This window comes from Mycolicibacterium aubagnense, from assembly GCF_010730955.1.
Taxonomy (GTDB): domain Bacteria; phylum Actinomycetota; class Actinomycetes; order Mycobacteriales; family Mycobacteriaceae; genus Mycobacterium; species Mycobacterium aubagnense.
Map to the genome: position 1 here is coordinate 3,536,271 of NZ_AP022577.1, position 17,758 is coordinate 3,554,028.

Annotated in this window: 16 protein-coding genes; 13 read left to right on the top strand and 3 right to left on the bottom strand. The window is 66.4% G+C overall.

The annotated features are described in order from the left end of the window. Window positions 1-7 precede the first annotated feature (7 nt). Window positions 8-310, bottom strand: a complete 303-nt coding sequence (locus G6N59_RS17205) for a GNAT family N-acetyltransferase (RefSeq protein ID WP_138228022.1) — start codon at window positions 308-310, stop codon at window positions 8-10. Between the two features lie 77 nt (window positions 311-387). Next, window positions 388-684: a WhiB family transcriptional regulator gene (locus G6N59_RS17210; RefSeq protein WP_138228023.1), complete on the bottom strand. Its 297-nt coding sequence runs from the start codon at window positions 682-684 to the stop codon at window positions 388-390. Between the two features lie 415 nt (window positions 685-1,099). Between G6N59_RS17210 and G6N59_RS17215 the strand changes: the two genes are divergently transcribed. After that, window positions 1,100-1,801 carry a transcriptional regulator gene (locus G6N59_RS17215; protein WP_163912054.1) on the top strand — a complete coding sequence of 234 codons (702 nt, stop codon included), beginning with the start codon at window positions 1,100-1,102 and terminating at the stop codon, window positions 1,799-1,801. Window positions 1,802-1,812: 11 nt separating this feature from the next. On the opposite strand, the gene G6N59_RS17220 is transcribed toward G6N59_RS17215, so the two are convergent. Then, on the bottom strand, window positions 1,813-3,120 hold the full coding sequence (locus G6N59_RS17220; RefSeq protein ID WP_407665894.1) for a MinD/ParA family ATP-binding protein: 1,308 nt from the start codon (window positions 3,118-3,120) through the stop codon (window positions 1,813-1,815). Window positions 3,121-3,520: 400 nt separating this feature from the next. Between G6N59_RS17220 and G6N59_RS17225 the strand changes: the two genes are divergently transcribed. The 12 genes from G6N59_RS17225 to eccD all read left to right on the top strand — a co-directional run bounded on the left by G6N59_RS17225 (window position 3,521) and on the right by eccD (window position 17,687). Further along, a complete protein-coding gene (locus G6N59_RS17225; protein WP_138228025.1) occupies window positions 3,521-4,381 on the top strand; it encodes an ESX secretion-associated protein EspG in 861 nt (286 codons plus the stop codon). A gap of 2 nt (window positions 4,382-4,383) precedes the next feature. After that, complete coding sequence (locus tag G6N59_RS17230) at window positions 4,384-4,893, top strand: hypothetical protein (RefSeq protein WP_138228026.1); 510 nt, start codon at window positions 4,384-4,386, stop codon at window positions 4,891-4,893. After that, the gene (gene eccA / locus G6N59_RS17235) at window positions 4,886-6,607 is read left to right on the top strand and encodes a type VII secretion AAA-ATPase EccA (RefSeq protein WP_138228027.1); all 1,722 of its coding nucleotides are present in this window, start codon (window positions 4,886-4,888) and stop codon (window positions 6,605-6,607) included. The genes G6N59_RS17230 and eccA overlap by 8 nt, the downstream gene beginning before the upstream one ends. Window positions 6,608-6,610: 3 nt before the next feature. After that, complete coding sequence (eccB, locus tag G6N59_RS17240) at window positions 6,611-8,092, top strand: type VII secretion protein EccB (protein ID WP_138228028.1); 1,482 nt, start codon at window positions 6,611-6,613, stop codon at window positions 8,090-8,092. Then, on the top strand, window positions 8,089-10,326 hold the full coding sequence (gene eccCa / locus G6N59_RS17245; RefSeq protein WP_138228029.1) for a type VII secretion protein EccCa: 2,238 nt from the start codon (window positions 8,089-8,091) through the stop codon (window positions 10,324-10,326). Before eccB ends, eccCa begins: the two co-directional genes overlap by 4 nt. Next, window positions 10,323-12,068 carry a type VII secretion protein EccCb gene (gene eccCb / locus G6N59_RS17250; RefSeq protein ID WP_138228030.1) on the top strand — a complete coding sequence of 582 codons (1,746 nt, stop codon included), beginning with the start codon at window positions 10,323-10,325 and terminating at the stop codon, window positions 12,066-12,068. The genes eccCa and eccCb overlap by 4 nt, the downstream gene beginning before the upstream one ends. A gap of 171 nt (window positions 12,069-12,239) precedes the next feature. Continuing rightward, entirely contained in the window at window positions 12,240-12,536 is a 297-nt protein-coding gene (locus G6N59_RS17255; protein ID WP_138228031.1) for a PE family protein, read from the top strand. A gap of 33 nt (window positions 12,537-12,569) precedes the next feature. Next, on the top strand, window positions 12,570-13,904 hold the full coding sequence (locus tag G6N59_RS17260; RefSeq protein WP_138228032.1) for a PPE family protein: 1,335 nt from the start codon (window positions 12,570-12,572) through the stop codon (window positions 13,902-13,904). Between the two features lie 97 nt (window positions 13,905-14,001). After that, a complete protein-coding gene (locus G6N59_RS17265; protein ID WP_163911400.1) occupies window positions 14,002-14,307 on the top strand; it encodes a WXG100 family type VII secretion target in 306 nt (101 codons plus the stop codon). A 47-nt stretch (window positions 14,308-14,354) separates the two neighbouring features. Continuing rightward, complete coding sequence (locus G6N59_RS17270; protein ID WP_138228033.1) at window positions 14,355-14,645, top strand: WXG100 family type VII secretion target; 291 nt, start codon at window positions 14,355-14,357, stop codon at window positions 14,643-14,645. Window positions 14,646-14,751: 106 nt separating this feature from the next. Then, the gene (locus G6N59_RS17275) at window positions 14,752-16,146 is read left to right on the top strand and encodes a MinD/ParA family ATP-binding protein (protein WP_138228034.1); all 1,395 of its coding nucleotides are present in this window, start codon (window positions 14,752-14,754) and stop codon (window positions 16,144-16,146) included. Beyond that, window positions 16,143-17,687: a type VII secretion integral membrane protein EccD gene (eccD, locus tag G6N59_RS17280; RefSeq protein ID WP_138228035.1), complete on the top strand. Its 1,545-nt coding sequence runs from the start codon at window positions 16,143-16,145 to the stop codon at window positions 17,685-17,687. Before G6N59_RS17275 ends, eccD begins: the two co-directional genes overlap by 4 nt. Window positions 17,688-17,758 lie beyond the last annotated feature (71 nt).

Below are 17,758 nucleotides of genomic sequence, written 5' to 3' on the forward strand. Positions count from 1 at the left end.
AAACCACTCAGGCCGGCTCGACCAGTGGCGCGTACTCGGGGTGCTTGGCGATGTACCCGCTGACCATCGAGCATTGCGGGACGATGCGTAGCCCTGCGGCACGCGTGGTGTCCAGTGCCTCGGCGACGAGGATCGTCGCCAGTCCGCGGCCACCGTATTCGGGCTGAACTTCGGTGTGCGGGAAGATGCGTCGGCCGCCCTGGTCGAGGTAATCGATCAGGCCGACGGTCTTGCCGTCGACGGCGATGGTGAATCGCCCGTCTTCGGCGCTGACGGTGGTGGGCGCTCCGGTCTTGTCGGTAATGCTCATCCCGTCACGGTAACCCTCGTGCGTAAATCCGCTGCCCGCGCTGCCGCCCCCTCAAACGGCAGCGTGGGCAGCGGGTACTACGCGACTTCGAGGAAGATGCGGCGCTGACGGCGAACCGGGTAGCCGTTGGCTTCGGCCAAGGACCGCAGCTGCTTCAGCGCGAACGTCCGGCCGCGACCTTCGTCGGCGGGGACGACGATGCCGGCCCAGAGGCCTTCGGCGCGGGGCAGCTCGACGGCGTCACGCGCACACGCCCAACGCCGCGGGCACTGCCGGCAGAGGCTCTTCGCCTCGTCGCTGGCGATCGTCGTCCACTGCTCCGGGCTCCGGGTGCACTCACCGAGCGGCAGGCCGTCCATGGCAATCGCGGTCATCGGGGTACTCCTTAGCTGTTGCGCTGCGACTGTTCCGTCGCGGTTGAGAGGAATCTATAGCACCGGACTGGAGTAACGCAACAGTTAAACCGTAGCGTTTGATATATCCGCAGGTCAGCGAGCTATGGGGTCGAAGAAAACATCCGATTGGTCCGGAATAACATTGGTGAAAGTCGCCGTTCGGGCAGGGTGTACGGTCTAACTGAAGCGCTTGGAGCCACGCCGATACGGTTCAGCGAGTATTAACGCAATAGTTATGCGGGACCGAACCGGCTAAGCTGTATCGGACTGCTGAGGGCGCTCCGGATTTCGTGTTGAGCGCGGGCTGTAATGGGATGGGAGGTGGCCCCGGGTGCCGAACATCGATCCCGATGACGTCACCGAATACATCGCCCTGCCCGCCGTCGATCCAGGGATGGAGCGCGCCGGTGCGGCCGCCGCAGCCCGGCGTCGCGAACTCGACATCAGTCAGCGGAGTCTGGCCGCCGACGGCATCATCAACGCCGGCGCGCTGATCTCCTTCGAGAAAGGCCGCAGCTGGCCGCGGGAGAGGACACGGCTGCGTCTCGAAGAAGTGCTGCAGTGGCCACCGGGAACCATCGCCCGGATCCGTAGCGGCGAGCCGATCCCCACGCAGGCGCAGGTGGCGCTTCAGCCACACCCCGCGCCGTCGTTGACCAACGCGGGTGAGGTGCCGCTGATCGCCCAGGCCGTCGTCGCAGCGGTGAACACCTTGGGTGCCACTGCCGATGCGCTGCCGGCGATAGAAGACTCCGAATTCACGCCATGGGTCACGCAGATCTTGTCCGACCTGCGGCAGCTTGAAGCCGTGGCGGCCAGCGCCGCTCGGCTGGGTCCGGTGTCACCGCCGCTGATCAAGGCGCTGGGGCTGGTCCGTGCCCGCATCGACGAACTGACGCTGCTCGGCGCCAAAGCACCGACCGCGACGCTGGGGCAGCGGTTGTACGCCGCTCGCCGTGGTGCCAACCTGACCATCCAGGAGACGGCCCTCGCGGCCGGCGTGCCCGAGGCCGTCGTGGTCGGCGCCGAAGCCGAAGCGGCAGTGTCGGACGAGGACAAGCAACTCGTCGAAAAGCTGCTTGTGCAGCTGGTCTGACTGCGACGGCGTCAGGGCCGCTCGCGGTGCCGGTCGTCGCTGGTCGGGAAGTTCGCAGCCAGCGCGGCAGCGATCTCGATGAACTTGCGCCGGGTGGCCGGTGCCATCTGTCGGGTGCCGGCGATGACGCCGCCTGGGCGCAGGTGCCCGTCGAACGGAACCTCGACTACAGCCTGGCCCTGCCCGGCGAACTGCTGAGCCAGCACCGAGCGGGTGCGCTTGTCGGCATGGCCGTCGGAATCGTTGAGTACCACCACAGTTCGCTGCAACAGGCCGTTGAGCCCGTGCGCCGCCAGCCAATCCAGCGTCTGCCCGGCGGCACCGGCGCCGTCGACCCACGGGGAGGACACCACGATGAGCGCGTCCAGGTCCCGCAGCACCTCCTGGGTGACGGGACTGTCCATCGTGGAGCTGCAGTCGATGATCGAGATGGTGAAGTGGCGGTCCAATCGGGAGGCGGCCTCCCGGTAGACCGCGGGATCGAGCACCCGGCGCCGGGCCGGGCTCGCCTCGCCGGCCAGCACGAAGAGCCCGGCGGCATTGCTGCCCACCCGGTTGCGGATGTCGGCGAAACTCTCGAGATGCTGGTCCGAGGCCAACTCCCAGTACGAGCTCAGGGCCTTCGGATCGACCCGGCTGCCGAGCTTGCCGAACGCGGTGTCGGCGTCGACGGCCACCACCCGGTCTTCCTGTCGGAGCTCGGCGAAGAGCGACCCGATCGAGGCGGACACCGTCGTCTTGCCGACGCCCCCCTTGCCCATGACACCGACCTTGTAGTGGCCCGACAGGGCCGACCGGATCCGGTTGATCTGCTGGGCCTCCCGGATTTCGTCGGGTGACGGACCGAGGTTGACCAGCCCGAACGTCGCTTTGAACAGCGTCTTGCGCCAGCCGCGACCGGGCTCGGGCTTGCGGGGCCGGATCAAGTCGTCCCGGCGGATGGCGTCGGCGTACGACCCCGGTGGCGCGAACTGCCCGTGTGGGCCGTGCGGCCACGGCTGGTGCGGCGGTGGCCCGGGCTGGACGGGGCCGGGCAGCGGTGGGTAGCCGGTCCGGCGCTGCAGCGGTTCGGTGTGCTGCATGCCCGCGTTGTTGGTGTGCGTTGCCGGATTCACGCGTGGCCAAGCGGGTGGCGTGTCCACGGGATGTCCGGCAAAAGCGCTGTCCGGGGGGTTGTGCTGCGGTTCGAAGTGGTCAGTCACCGAATACGCGCTTTCTCTCCTCGTTTGCTCGACGCAGGTGCCGAGAGCCGGATGCCACCCCAGTATCGACCACGCTGGCGCCGACGGCGGGAGCACCGGGCCCAATTGCGCCGGCACCCGTGTGGTGGACGGTTGGCCACCGCTGCGCCGGGAGTCGTCGATTTGCTTGTCCACCAAAGCCTTTCGGTGCGTCACGACGGTGTCGCGCCGGTGCGTGACGTCGGCGAATTGGTGCGGATCCGGCGACGGACCCGCTGGTACGCTCGATGCGGGTTGTGGGGAAGCGCTGTGGGGGTGGTGTGGGGCCGCCCGTGCAGGTCAGATGCCGTGACTCGCGTAGGAGTTTGGCCATCGGCCTGCCGCCCGTGAGGTGGCGTACCAAGATGGTCACGGAGGACAGCGATGCCCGGCGCCTGGCGGCGGGAACAGGGGGTGGAGCCGAGATGCAGCGGGTGGACACAAGCACCGGGCGTGATGCCGGGTCGGCTGGGGCGACGATGCCGTCGGGGCAGTGGTCGTGACCGGCCCGTATACCGCGGCGAGCAGCGCTTCGGGTGGCATCGACGACGTCGTGGCCGTTGAGGTCACCATCGACGGCATGCTGGTCATCGCCGACAAGCTGGGTCTCATGGATTTCCCGACGAGCCTCGGCATCCGGCCGAACATTCCCCAATTGGACCTGCGGGACATCGTTTGGGAACAGGTGCGCCGCGATCTGACGTCGCAGGGCGTCCTCGACATCTACGGGAACCCACATCCGGAAGTGGCCGCGATGGTCGACACGCTGAGTCGTGCCGACCGCACCATCGAGGGCCGCTGGTGGCGCCGCGACGTCGGCGGGAAGATGCTGCGGTTCGTGGTCTGTCGCAAAGGCGAGCGGCACGTGGTCGCGGCCCGCGACGGCGAAATGCTGGTCGTGCAGCGGGTCGCCCCGCAGGTGGGCCTCGCCGGCATGGTCAATGCCGTGCTCGGATCGGCCGCCCCCGCCAACGTCGAACCGCTGACCGCATCGAGCAGCCGTCTCGCCGACTCCCGGACTCCCGACCAACTCACCCAGTTCGGAATCAGCCTGAGTTCGGCTCGGACCTATGCCGAACTCATCGGCAACCCGGATTCGTGGGTCGAGCTCACCGCCAACCAGCGGCACGAGGGCGGCACGTACAGCCAGGCCGACGTAGCCGCCGGCGTCCTCGACTCCCGGCTGGGCCGCATCGTGTCGTTGCCGCGGAAGGTGAGCGGCGAGCTGTACGGCAGCTTCCTCGCCGGCACCGACGAGAATCTGGAGCGTGCCCTGCAGGGACTGATGGAGTTCCTGCCGTCGGGTTCGTGGTTCGACACCCCCTCCGCGGGTGCCTCCGGCGACGACTACCAGGACTGACGTTGGCGGCCCACCATGATGACGGGTTCGATAATGAGCCGTCGGGTGATGATCCGAACGATGGCTCGGACGACGATCTCGGCGGCGCTCTCGAATTCCTCTACGCGGCCGACGACGCGGTCGTCCCGGACGCCGTGGCGGCCGAGGACGGAATGCCGTCCGTCGACGAGCCGGTCCAGTTCGGATACACGGTCGCGAACCCGCCCCAGACGGTGACGGTCACGGCTCTCATGGACGGCCGGATCCACCGGGTCCGGCTCGCCCCGGGCGCCACCAATATGACGGAAGTCGAACTGGCGCAGGAAATTCTCGTGATCGCCGAGCTGGCCCGCCAGGACGGTCGGTCGGCGCAGTACGAGGTCATGTACTCGGGGCTCGAGGAACTGGGCCACGACCGCGCCGAGGCCAAGGACTTCCTGTCGCGCAATCTCGACCTCCCGTCGCCCGAAGAGGCCGCCGCGACCCGCGCCCACATCTTTGCCACCAGATATTCAGGGGAAACACATGAGTGACCAACTCGCCGCCATGTTCAACAACGCCGTCGGCATGCTGGACACCGCGCCGGCGCGCTCGATGCAGCTGTTCACCGAGATCACCTCGGTCGACGAGACCGCGTGCGACGCCTGGATCGGGCGGATCCGGTGCGGTGACGCGGACCGCACCACGCTGTTCCGCGCCTGGTACTCGCGCGGCAACCTCGGCATGCTCGCCGGGCAGGCCGAGGTGTCGCTGGCGCAGGTCAACGCGCGGGTACGGATCGGCGGAGAGCTCGGCGACATCACCTACCCGGTGAACTCGCCGCTCGCTCTCACGTTGGCGTTCGCGGTGAACGAGGCTTCCGAGGGCAACTACGCCGACGCGCTGGAAGCCGTCGAGAGCGCGGCGGTCGGCGCGTCTGAGCATCTGGTGGCCTGGGTCAAGGCGGTCATCTACACCGGTGGCCAGCGCTGGACCGATGTCATGGAGGTGCTGCGGGGGTCGGAGAGCTGGCCGGACGCGTTCCTCGCCGGTGCGGCCGGGGTGGCCCGCGGTGTGGCCGCGGCGAATCTCGGGCTGTTCACCGAGGCCAAGGACAAGCTGACCGAGGCCAACGAGTCGCCGGCTGGGACGGCGTGCGGCCGGCCGATTGCCTGGTACCTGGCCATGACCTTCCGGGACCAGGGTAACGAGGAGGGCGCGCGGCGTCTGCTGGAGTGGTTACAGGCCAATTTCCCGGAGCCGAAAGTCACTGAGGCGCTTCGTGATCCGAACTACAAGCTGCAGACCACAACGTCGGAGAAGATCGCCGCCCGCTCCGACAAGTGGGATCCGAACAGCGTGGTGGCCGATACGTCGGCGCGCGACAAGATGCTCAGCGATGCGCAGGCCGAACTGGACCGGCAGATCGGTCTGGCCAAGGTGAAGGAGCAGATCGAGACCTACCGTGCCGCAACGCAAATGGCGAAGATCCGGGCCGCGCGCGGCATGAAGGTCGCGCAGCAGTCGAAGCACATGATCTTCACCGGGCCGCCGGGAACCGGCAAGACCACCATCGCCCGCGTGGTCGCGAACATCCTGGCCGGCCTCGGCGTCATCGCCGAGCCCAAGCTGATCGAGACGTCCCGTAAGGACTTCGTCGGTGAGTACCTGGGCCACACGGCGGTGAAGACATCGAAGGTCATCGACCGGGCGCTCGGCGGGGTGCTGTTCATCGACGAGGCCTACACCCTCATCCAGGACGGGCTGCAGGGCGGCGACGCCTTCGGTTCTGAGGCCATCGACACCCTGCTGGCCCGCATGGAGAACGACCGCGATCGCCTGGTCGTCATCATCGCGGGGTACAGCTCGGACATCGACCGGCTGCTCGAAGCCAATGACGGTCTGCGGTCCCGGTTCGCGACCCGCATCGAGTTCGAGTCCTACTCCCCCGAAGAGATCGTCGAGATCGCGAAAGTCATTGCCAAGAGCAATGATTCGCTGATCAACGAGGAAGCGGCCAAGCAGGTTCTGGAAGCGGCGACCACGCTGTACCAGCACCAACTGAACGGCAAGCCGGCCATCGACATCGCGGGTAACGGCCGCTACGCGCGACAGCTGGTGGAAGCCGGCGAGCAGGCTCGCGACATGCGCCTCGCCCGGTCGTTGGACATCGAGAGCCTCAGCGTCGAAGCGCTGGGTGAGATCACCGGTGACGACATGGCTTCCGCGATCAGCGGAGTGCACCGGCGACTGAACATCGGCGAATAACCGATGGCAGATTTCCGGCTCACCACCAAGGTTCAGGTCAGCGGCTGGCGCTTCCTACTCCGTCGCGTCGAGCATGCCATCGTGCGGCGCGACACCCGGATGTTCGACGACCCGCTGCAGTTCTACAGCCGGTCGGTGTCGGCGGGCATCACCGTCGCGGTGATCATCTGCCTCGGCGCGGCGATGATGGCCTACTTCAAACCGCAAGGCAAGCGGGGCGAGGACACGCTGCTGGTCGACCGCAGCACCAATCAGCTGTATGTCGTCATGCCCGGGACGCAGCAGATCCGTCCGGTCTATAACCTGACCTCGGCCCGGCTGGTGCTCGGCCACACCGGTGAGCCGCAGGTGGTCAAGCCTGCCGAGCTGGCCAAGATGCCGAAGGGGCAACCGATCGGTATCCCGGGAGCGCCTTACGCGACGCCGGTGGACGGCAGTTCGGGCACCTGGTCGGTGTGCGACACCGTCACCAAGCCCGAGAGCGTCACCCCGACCGTCGAGACTGCGATACTGGTCGAGCCGGTGGTGCTGAGCGGCGGCGTCGCGCCGATTCGCCCGGACCAGGGTGTGCTGGTCAAGTACCAGGACAAGACCTGGCTGATCACCAAGGACGGCCGGCATTCGATCGATCTGGCCGATCGCGCCCTGACGTCCGCTGTGGGTATCCCGGTCGGCTCGAAGTCGGCGCCCATCTCGTCCGGCCTGTTCAACGCGCTGCCGAACGTCGGTCCGTGGGCGCTGGCCCCGATTCCGGCCGCCGGCGCGCCCAATACCGTCGGCCTGCCGGCGAACCTGGTCATCGGCACCGTATTCCAGACCATCACGGACAACAGCAAGCAGCAGTACGTGGTGCTGCCAGACGGTGTCGCGAAGGTCAATGACACCACCGCGGCTGCTCTGCGGGCGACGAACTCCTACGGGCTGATCTCGCCGCCGTCGGTGGAATCGAGCGTGGTCGCCAAGATCCCCGAGCAGACCTACACCTCGCCGCTGCCGGCGAAGCCCATGACCATGCTGCCGCCGCAGGACGATCCGACGGTGTGCTGGACGTGGCAGCGCGAAGCCGGTGACCAGGGCGCCAAGACCACGGTGATCGTCGGCCGGCATCTGCCGATCCCGGCGAGCTCGATGGGTAACGGCATCAAGCAGATCAGCGGTGACGCCACGGTCTACATCGACGGCGGCCAGTACATCCGGCTGCAGTCCCCCGACCCCCGTTACGGCGAGTCCCAGTACTACGTCGATGCCCAGGGCGTCCGGTACGGCGTTGCCAACGACGACACCGCCAAGGCCCTCGGTCTCAGCGGCGCCGCCACGGCGCCGTGGCAGGTGGTCGGTCTACTGATGGAAGGCCCGGTCCTGTCGAAGGAGGCCGCGTTGCTCGAACACGACACGCTGCCGTCGGATCCGAAACCGCGGAAGGTGGCTGGCAGCACTGATGGTGCTGCAGCCGCCGTGCCGCCGCATCCGGGAGGTGCGTCATGACGACCAAGAAGTTCACCCCGTCGATGAGGCGGGGCCCGCGCCTGACCCCGGGCGAGATCAACGTCACCCCGCCCGACGACCTGGGCATCGAAATCCCCGCGTCCGGTATGCAGAAGGCGATGCCGTACGTCATGGGCGGCGGCATGCTCGGGATGATCGCGATCATGGTCTTCACCGGCGTCCGCCAGCTGTCGCCGTACATGCTGATGATGCCGCTGATGATGATCATGGGCACCGTCGGCTACATGGCCAGCGGCGGTGGCGGCGGCAAGAAGGTGCCGGAGATCAACGAGGACCGCAAAGAGTACCTGCGGTACCTCGCGGGCCTGCGGACCCGCGTGACGTCGTCGGCCGATGCCCAGGTGACGTTCTTCAGCTATCACGCACCGCACCCCGAGGATCTGCTATCGATCGTCGGCACGCAGCGGCAGTGGTCGCGCAGCGTCAGCGGCAACAACGCCGACTTCTTCATGGGTGCCCGCATCGGCATCGGCGCGCAGGCGGCCGTGGACCGGCTGCTCAAGCCGAACATCGGGTCGGAGCTGGCCGGCCCCATGGCGGCGCCGCAGGCCCACCTGGAACCGGTCAGCCATATGTGGGTGACCAAGTTCCTGCGTACCCACGGCCTCGTCCACGACTGTCCCAAGCTGGTCATCCTCAAGAGCTATCCGACCATCGCCGTCGGCGGCGATCCCGAAGGATCGCGGGGACTGCTCGCCGCCATGATCTGCCACCTGGCGGTCTTCCACCCACCGGACCTGTTGCAGATTCGGGTGCTGATGGACGATCTCGACGATCCCGACTGGGCCTGGCTGAAATGGCTGCCGCACGTGCAGAGCCAGACCGAGTTCGACGACGCCGGGCCCAAACGCCTGGTGTTCACCAAACCGGATGGGTTGGCCGACCTGACCGCGCGCGGCCCGCACAGCGCTGACGCGCCCCCCTCCGGTCCCTATGTGCTGGTCGTCGACCTGACCGGCGGCAAGGCCGGATTCCCCGTCGACGGGCGCGCCGGCGTCACCGTCATCACCAAGGGCAACCACAAGTCCGGGTACCGCATCAAGGTCAATCCCGATGGTTCCTGCGAGGACCGGGCGGCGAACCAGCCATGGCGTGAGGTGACCACCGTGACCGACTCGGTGACCCCGACATCGGCGGGCCGGTTGGCGCGCAAGCTGGCAGGGTGGTCGATTACCGGCACGATCATCGACAAGGGCACCCGCGTCCAGAAGAAGGTGTCGAGCGAGTGGCACCACCTGGTCGGGGCGCGCACCGTCGAGGAGGTCACGCCGCGGCGGTGGCGGATGTACTCGGACACCGATCAGGACCGGCTGCGCATTCCGTTCGGCCACCAGCTCAAAAATGGCGAGATCATGCATCTCGACATCAAGGAAGGCGCCGAATTCGGTGCCGGCCCGCACGGCATGCTGATCGGTACGACGGGTTCCGGTAAGTCGGAATTCCTTCGTACCCTGATTCTTTCGCTGGTCGCGACGCATCACCCCGATCAGATCAACCTGCTGCTGACCGACTTCAAGGGTGGCTCGACTTTCCTGGGCATGGAGAACCTGCCGCACACGGCGGCGGTCGTCACCAACATGGAAGAGGAAGCCGAACTCGTCAGCCGCATGGGTGAGGTGCTCACCGGTGAGTTGGACCGCCGGCAGAACATCCTGCGTCAGGCCGGTATGCAGGTTGGCGCAGCCGGTGCGTTGTCGGGCGTGGCTGAATACGAGAAGTACCGCGAACGCGGTGCTGATTTGCCACCGCTGCCAACGCTTTTCGTGGTCGTCGACGAGTTCGCGGAGTTGCTGCAGAACCACCCGGACTTCATCGCACTGTTCGACCGCATCTGTCGCGTGGGCCGGTCGCTGCGTGTGCACCTGCTGCTGGCAACGCAGTCGCTCAACACCGGCGGTGCCCGCATCGACAAGCTGGAGCCGAACCTGACGTACCGAATCGCTTTGCGTACCACCAGTTCCGCCGAATCGAAGGCGGTGATCGGTACGCCCGAGGCGCAGTACATCACCAACAAGGAGAGCGGCGTGGGCTTCCTGCGGGTGGGTATGGAGGATCCCGTCAAGTTCAAGAGCATCTACACCGGCGGCACCTATGTGCCGACGGTGGCGGAGAGCGACGACGGTGACGACGCGCCAAGGGTGGTGGCGCAGAACACCTTCCGTATTCGTCCGTTCACCGCGGCGCCGATGGCGGATTCGGGGGCTCGGCGATGACGAACACCGAACAGCGTGCCCTGCGTGAAGTGGTGCTGAACCAGCTGACGACCGGCGAGAGCCGGGCGTACAAGATGTGGCTGCCGCCGCTGCTGGATCCGGTGCCGGTCAACGAACTGATCGAGCGCGACCAGCGGGCGCCGCTCCGTTTCGGCCTGGGCATCATGGACGAGCCGCGCCGCCACAAGCAGGAAGTGTGGGGTATCGACACCTCGGCTGCCGGTGGCAACATCGCGGTCGGTGGTGCGCCGCAGACCGGCAAGTCGACCTTCCTGCAGACGCTGGTGCTGTCGGCGGCCGCGACCCACTCCCCGCGAGAGGTGCAGTTCTACTGTGTCGACCTCGGCGGTGGTGGCCTGATGTATCTCGAGGATCTGCCACACGTCGGCGGCGTGGCCACCCGCTCCGAACCGGACCGGGTGATGCGCGTCGTCGCCGAGATGAAAGCCGTTCTGCGGCAACGTGAATTGATGTTCAAAGAGCATCGCATCGGCTCGATCGCGAGTTACCGGCAGCTGCGTGAAGACCCGAATCACCCGGCGTCACAGGATCCGTTCGGCGACGTGTACCTGATCATCGACGGCTGGCCGGCCTTCGTCGGCGAGTTCCCGGACCTTGAGCCGGTGGTTCAGGACCTCGCCGGTCAGGGCCTGTCGTTCGGTGTGCACGTCATCATCTCGACGGCGCGCTGGACGGAATTGAAATCCCGGGTCCGTGACTACCTGGGCACCAAGGTCGAATTCAGGCTCGGTGATGTCAACGAGACGCAGATTGACCGCATCACCCGCGAGATTCCGACGAACCGCCCTGGCCGAGCGGTATCGATGGAGAAGCATCACCTGATGATCGGCGTGCCTCGGATGGACGGGGTGCACAGCGCTGACGACCTCGTGCCGGCCATCACCGCGGCTGTCGACCACATCGCGTCGCTGCATACCGACATGGCACCGCGCGTGCGCGTGCTACCCGAGCGGATCTACCTGCACGAACTCGACCCCAACCCGCCCGGGTCGGAGAACGACTACCGGACCCGCTGGACGGTGCCGGTGGGCGTGCGGGAGTCCGACCTGTCGGTGGCGTACAACCACATGTACAACACGCCGCACCAGCTCATCTTCGGTGCGCCGAAGTCGGGCAAGACCACCATTGCGCACGCGGTGGCCGAGGCGATCTGCAGTCGCAACAGTCCAGATCAGGTGCGGTTCATGCTGGCGGACTTCCGCTCGGGCCTGCTCGACGCGGTGCCCGAGACACATCTGCTCGCGGCGGGTGCCATCAACCGCAATATCGCGGCCCTCGAAGAGTCCATCAAAGCGCTGGCGGTCAACCTGAAGAAGCGGCTGCCGCCGCCTGACCTCACCACCTCGCAGCTGCGTTCGCGCTCCTGGTGGACAGGTCCGGACGTGGTGCTACTGGTCGATGACTGGCACATGATCGTCGCCGCCAGCGGTATGGGGTCACCTATGGCGCCGCTGGCACCGCTCTTGCCGGCGGCCGCCGATATCGGTCTGCACATCATCGTGACGTGTCAGATGAGTCAGGCGCATCGCTCCACGATGGACAAGTTCGTCGGTACCGCTTTTGGTGCCGGAACGCCCACGATGTTCCTGTCGGGTGAGAAATCGGAGTTCCCGTCGAGCGAGTTCAAACTCCGCCGCAGGCCCCCTGGCCAGGCACTTCTGGTCTCACCGGACGGCAAGGAGGTCATCCAGGCGGCCTATGTTGATCCACCCGCGGAATAAGTGTAGGTGACCCCCCGAAACCGTCGGTAGTATCTGTTTCAGACGTTCAGCAACGCTAAACGCCCGCTGAACGGCAAAGGGGAACGGGGGTTCCATGGGGGATCTTCATTTCGTATCTGTGCCGTTCGCACAAGTCCATACCGCGATTTCGAATTGGTAAGGAGAAAAGAAATGCAGCCTTTGGAGCACAACCCGGGCGCAATCGGCGTCGGTACCCAGGTCGTCGGCAACGGAGCCCGCGGACTGACCACCGGCACCGCCACCTTGTCGGAGGCCAGTGCGCTGGTTCCGGCCGGTGCGGATGAGGTGTCGATGCAGGCCGCGATGGCCTTCGCTGTCGAGGGCGTCGAGGTCATGGGCATCAACGCCTTCGCCCAGGAAGAGCTGGCGCGCGCCGGTGCGGCGTACGTCGAGGCGGGCGCCATGTATGAGGCCACCGACGTGGCCACGGCCGCGACCCTGATCTAGTCACCTCCTAGAGCCTGAGGACGACAGCGGACTATGGCACCATTTCTTCCCGCCATGCCGGCGATGTTCTACGGAGCATTTCCGCCGGAGGTGAACACCGGCCGGCTGATGGCCGGTGCAGGTCCTGCGCCGATGCTGCAAGCGGCCGCGGGGTGGGAGGCGCTGGCGATTGCGCTGGAGACACAGGCGGTGGAGCTTTCCGCCAGTTTGTCGGAGTTGAGTGCCAACTGGTCGGGAATGGGCAGCGAACGCGCGGTTACGGCAACCATGCCGATGGTGACGTGGTTGCACACGACCGCGATCCAGGCGCAGAAGCGTGCGATGCAGGCATTGGCACAAGCCGAGTCGTACACCGTGGCGCTGGCCTCTACTCCGCAGCTCCCCGAGATCGAGACGAACCACGTCACACACGCCGTGCTCGAGGGCACTAATTTCCTCGGTATCAACACCGTCCCCATCGGCTTCAATGAGGCGGACTACGCGCGCATGTGGGCATTGGCGGGCGCGGTGATGGAAGCGTATAACGCCGAGACCACCATGAACACGCTGTTCGAACCGATTCTGCCGGCCACGCCGATCGTCATACCGGGTGTCGGCGAGGCGACTGAAGCGGCAATCGTCGCGCAAGCCGTGATGGGGGTATCCGAGGCGGTGGCGCGAAACTTGGTCATCGCTCAGGTCGCCGGCCAATCGGTGATAGAAGACGCGGCGTTGATGGTAGGTAATGCGGCGTCTCAGGCCAGTTTCGCGGGCGGCGCTGCTCAGAACCAAGCGTCCAAGGCGGAATCGGCGGCGCAACGCGCCAGCGAGCAGCAGGACAAGGGGCAGCAGGGCACCCAGATGATGATGCAGGTGGCATCGCAGGTCGGTTCGCAGGTAGCGCAGCTGCCGCAGCAGCTCGGTCAGCTCATCACACAACCTGTTCAGCAGCTGAGCCAGCCGATGCAGCAAGTGACCCAGATTTTCAGTCAGCTGGGCAGCAGTTTCGGCCAGAACAACGGACCACAGATTGGCCTCATGGGCGCGAGCCCGTTCTCCAACCATCCGCTGGCGGGCGGCTCGGGGGCGACCTCAGGTGCCGGCCTGGTCCGGGCAGCGTCACTGCCGGGCATGGGTGGTTCAGCACCGCGAACACCGTTGATGGCCTCGCTGGTTGGCAGCCTCGAGGGCCCTTCGACCGCTTCGCTGGAGGCCGGCGCGGCAGCGGGCGCATCGGGCGCTGGCAAGGCGCCGGTGAGTAGCGCGGGTGGTGCCGGGACCGGAATGGGGCCGGGCGGTAAAGCAGAGAAGGGCGGAGGGACGAGGGAGGCCCTCAAAGCCCCCGGGGTTCTGGTACAGGACCTCGACGACGATGACGACGACTGGTGAGTTGTCGCATCACACACAGGCTTTCCGGCCCAGGGGGGTCGGCAAGGACTCGCCAATTCCGTGGTGAGGACACAGGAAACAGAAAAGGTGATCCAACATGACAAGCATGCATACAGATGCCGCGGTCCTCGCCTCAGAGGCAGCGAACTTCGACCGCATCTCGGGCGAGCTGACCGGCGTCAAGACTCACGTCGACGCGGTGGCGGGCCAGCTGGCGACGCATATGCACAGCGAGCAAGCGGGTCTGGCAGCGCAGGCCGCCCTGGCACGTTTCGACGAGGCCATGACCCAGCAGCTCAAGGAGCTGGCTGATATCTCCGCCAACATCCAGACCGCCGGCGTGCAGTACACCTCGTCCGACGCCGACGCGGGGTCGTCGCTGGCGAACCAGATGCACATCTAGTCAGACCTCAACCACCACGTACAACGACTTAGAAGCGGAGAAGACAAATGTCAGGTGCACAGAATTGGAATTTCGCAGGCATCGAAGGTAGCGCAGGCGATCTGGCCGGCGCCGTGAGCACGACGCAGGGTCTGCTGGACGAGGGTAAGGCCTCGCTGGCAAAGCTGGCTTCGGTGTGGGGCGGTTCGGGTTCGGAGGCCTACCAGGCAGTTCAGCAGCGGTGGGACAACACCGCCATGGAGCTGAACAATGCGCTGCAGAGCCTTGGCCATGCGGTCAGCGAGGCCGGTGGCACCATGCAGGGCACCGAGCACGGTGTCACCGGAATGTTCGGATAGGCGATCCCAACGACGCAGCACAGGAGGTGGGCAGGTCGGCGTAGGGTCGACTCTGCCCGCCTCATGTGCGTTCCCGGGGATACCAACACACAATCGAGAGGTACTCATGTCCGCCGACTATGACCGGCTTTTCAACAATTCGCCGGGCCAGGCCGACAACGAGGAAGCCACGCGCACCGTCGACCATGCGACCCTTGCTGCCGCCGCGCAGATGTCGGCTTCCGCGGCCGCTGCGTCGGTTGCAGGGGCCGAATCGCCGTCGGGCCCGCCCGTTGCCGGGCAACCACAGCAGCCGACTGGCATGGTCCCGCCGCCACGGCCGTCTGAGGTAACGACTCAAATGCCGCCCATGCCACCGCAATTCATGCAGAATGGCTTGATGCGCTCGCCGCAGGGCGCGCCGATGGCCGGCGCACAGTACGAGCAGCCGCAGCACGCCCCGATGATGATGCCGCCTCCGCCGCGACACATGCAGCCGCCGCCACAGCACTACGCGATGGACCCGCAGGCCGACATGCAGTGGACCGAGCAGCACATGCCGGACCAGACGTCGGCCGCCACCATCGGCGACCATCGCGCCATCGACGCGCTGTCCCACGTCGGCGTACGGGCCGGGGTGAAGATGCCGTCGCAGCGTGGCTGGCGCCATGTGCTCTACCTGCTGACGCGCATCAACCTGGGCCTGTCGCCCGACGAGCTGTACGAGTTGGACCTTTACACCCGGATTCGTCGCAACGCCCGCGACTCTTATCAGATCGGTGTGCTGGGGCTGAAGGGCGGCGTCGGCAAGACGGCCGTGACCGTCACCCTCGGCTCCGTGATGTCGAAGGTCCGTGGCGATCGGATTCTGGCGGTCGACGCCGATCCGGACGGTGGCAACCTGGCCGACCGGGCCGGTCGGCAGTCCGCCGCGACCATCTCGGATCTGTTGTCCGACAAGGAACTTGCGCGCTACAATGATATCCGCGCGTACACCAGCATGAACGCCTCCAACCTCGAGGTGCTGTCATCGGCCGAGTACAGCGTGGCACGCCGCGACTTCAACGAAGAGGACTGGGCCGCCGCGGTCAAGATCGTCTCGCAGTACTACAACCTCGTACTCGCCGACTGCGGCGCCGGTTTGTTCCACCAGGCCTCTCGCGCCGTGCTGTCGACCGTGTCCGGATTGGTGATCGTGGCCAGCGCCTCGATCGACGGTGCCCGCCAGGCCGCGGTGACCATGGACTGGTTGCGGCAGAACGGATATCAGGATCTGCTGGGCCGAGCGTGTGTGGTCATCAACCACGTGACGCCGGGCAAGACGAACATCGATGTCGACGATCTGGTGCAGCAGTTCGAGCGGCACGTGCCGGCCGGCCGCGTCGTGGTGCTGCCGTGGGACAAGCACATCGCCGCGGGTTCGGACATCCAGTTCGATCTGCTGGGCAAGACCTACCGGCGCCGGATCACCGAGCTCGCCGCCGCTCTGTCTGACGACTTCGACAGGCTCGAGCGCCGGTGACCGCATCTGCCGGCCCCGCAACCGCTGCGCCCACTGCGGCAGCTGACAATCCGACGAGGCAGTCGACCACCCGGGTCACCATCCTGACCGGTCGACGCATGACCGATCTGGTCCTGCCGGCGTCAACAGCCATCGAGACCTACATCGACGAGACGGTGAACGTCCTTGCCGATCTGCTTGACGACACCCCGGCGGACGTGCTGGCCGGGTTCGACTTCAAGGCGCAGGGCGTGTGGGCGTTCGCGCGCCCGGGATCGCCGCCGCTGAAGTCCACGGAGTCGCTCGACGACGCCGGAGTGGTCGACGGAGCCCTGCTGACATTGGTGTCGGTGACCCGAACCGAGCGCTACCGGCCGTTGGTCGAGGACGTCATCGACGCCATGGCCGTGCTCGAGGAGTCCCCAGAGTTCGACGTCAACGCACTGAAACGTCTTGTCGGACTGGCTATTCCCATCGCGACGCTCGCGACGGCCGGTGCGTCGTTGTGGGCGTGGTCGCAGTCTGGCCATGGTTGGTGGTGGGCGGTAGCGCTCGGCTTGCTCGGTGCTCTGGTTCTGGCCGGCAGCTTCATCGCCAATGGGCGATACGACAACGCTGACCTGGCCGAAAGTCTTCTGGTGGCGTCGCTGCCGCTGTTGGGTGGCGCGGCGGCACTGGCTGTGCCGCTGCCCCGCGGTATCAACGACATGGGCGCGCCACAACTCGCGGGTGCAGCAGCGGTGATCATGATCGTCGTATTGGCGACGCGCGGCGGCCCGCGGAAACGCGCAGCCGTAGCGGCGTTTCTTGCGGTCATCGCGGCCGCGGTGACCGCGGCCGCGATCGCCTATGGATATGGCGGCGCTTCGTGGGTTCCCGCCGGCGCCATCGCGTTCGGCCTCATCGTCGTCACTAACGCGGCGAAGCTCACGGTGGCGGTGGCGCGGATCGCGCTCCCGCCGATCCCCGCACCGGGTGAAGTGATCGCGAACGAGGAGTTGCTGGATCCTGTTGCCGCGCATAGTGATGTCATCGACGAGGAGTCGGCGACCTGGCGCGCGATCATTGATTCGGTGCCTGATTCCGCGGCGCGGTTGACCGAACGCAGCACGTTGGCGCGACAGCTGCTGATCGGGTTCTTGAGTGCCGGCGTGACGGTGCTGACATACGGAGCCATCGCAATCGTGGTGCAGGGGCACTTCTTCGTGCACTCGTTGATTGTCGCGGGACTGGTCACCGTCGTCTGCGGGTTCCGCTCGCGGCTGTATGCCGAACGGTGGTGTGGCTGGGCACTTTTGGCGGCGACGGTCGCCATTCCCACTGGCGTGATGATCAAGTTGGTGTCGTGGGATGCGGACGGCGCCTGGCTGGTGATCGCCCTGTACGTCGCCCTCGCGGTGGTGGCACTGATCATGATCGGCGCGACAGACGGCGTCGGTCGGGTGTCACCGGTGACGAAGCGCATTCTTGAGCTGACCGACGGTGCGGCCATCGCGGCGGTGATTCCGTTGCTGCTGTGGATCGCTGGGGTTTACGACAGCATCCGGAATATCCGGTTCTGACGGGATTATTCGGTCGCGCAGATGCAGCGGATGCGTGAGACCGCTTCGCGGCGGACTTGTCGGCGACCGTA

Bases quoted from the DNA above. Each gene is read 5' to 3' on its own strand.
- G6N59_RS17205 (WP_138228022.1), bottom strand. From the start codon at position 310: ATGAGCATTACCGACAAGACCGGAGCGCCCACCACCGTCAGCGCCGAA.
- G6N59_RS17210 (WP_138228023.1), bottom strand. From the start codon at position 684: ATGACCGCGATTGCCATGGACGGCCTGCCGCTCGGTGAGTGCACCCGG.
- G6N59_RS17215 (WP_163912054.1), top strand. From the start codon at position 1,100: ATGGAGCGCGCCGGTGCGGCCGCCGCAGCCCGGCGTCGCGAACTCGAC.
- eccA (WP_138228027.1), top strand. From the start codon at position 4,886: ATGAGTGACCAACTCGCCGCCATGTTCAACAACGCCGTCGGCATGCTG.
- eccB (WP_138228028.1), top strand. From the start codon at position 6,611: ATGGCAGATTTCCGGCTCACCACCAAGGTTCAGGTCAGCGGCTGGCGC.
- eccCa (WP_138228029.1), top strand. From the start codon at position 8,089: ATGACGACCAAGAAGTTCACCCCGTCGATGAGGCGGGGCCCGCGCCTG.
- eccCb (WP_138228030.1), top strand. From the start codon at position 10,323: ATGACGAACACCGAACAGCGTGCCCTGCGTGAAGTGGTGCTGAACCAG.
- G6N59_RS17255 (WP_138228031.1), top strand. From the start codon at position 12,240: ATGCAGCCTTTGGAGCACAACCCGGGCGCAATCGGCGTCGGTACCCAG.
- G6N59_RS17260 (WP_138228032.1), top strand. From the start codon at position 12,570: ATGGCACCATTTCTTCCCGCCATGCCGGCGATGTTCTACGGAGCATTT.
- G6N59_RS17265 (WP_163911400.1), top strand. From the start codon at position 14,002: ATGACAAGCATGCATACAGATGCCGCGGTCCTCGCCTCAGAGGCAGCG.
- G6N59_RS17270 (WP_138228033.1), top strand. From the start codon at position 14,355: ATGTCAGGTGCACAGAATTGGAATTTCGCAGGCATCGAAGGTAGCGCA.
- G6N59_RS17275 (WP_138228034.1), top strand. From the start codon at position 14,752: ATGTCCGCCGACTATGACCGGCTTTTCAACAATTCGCCGGGCCAGGCC.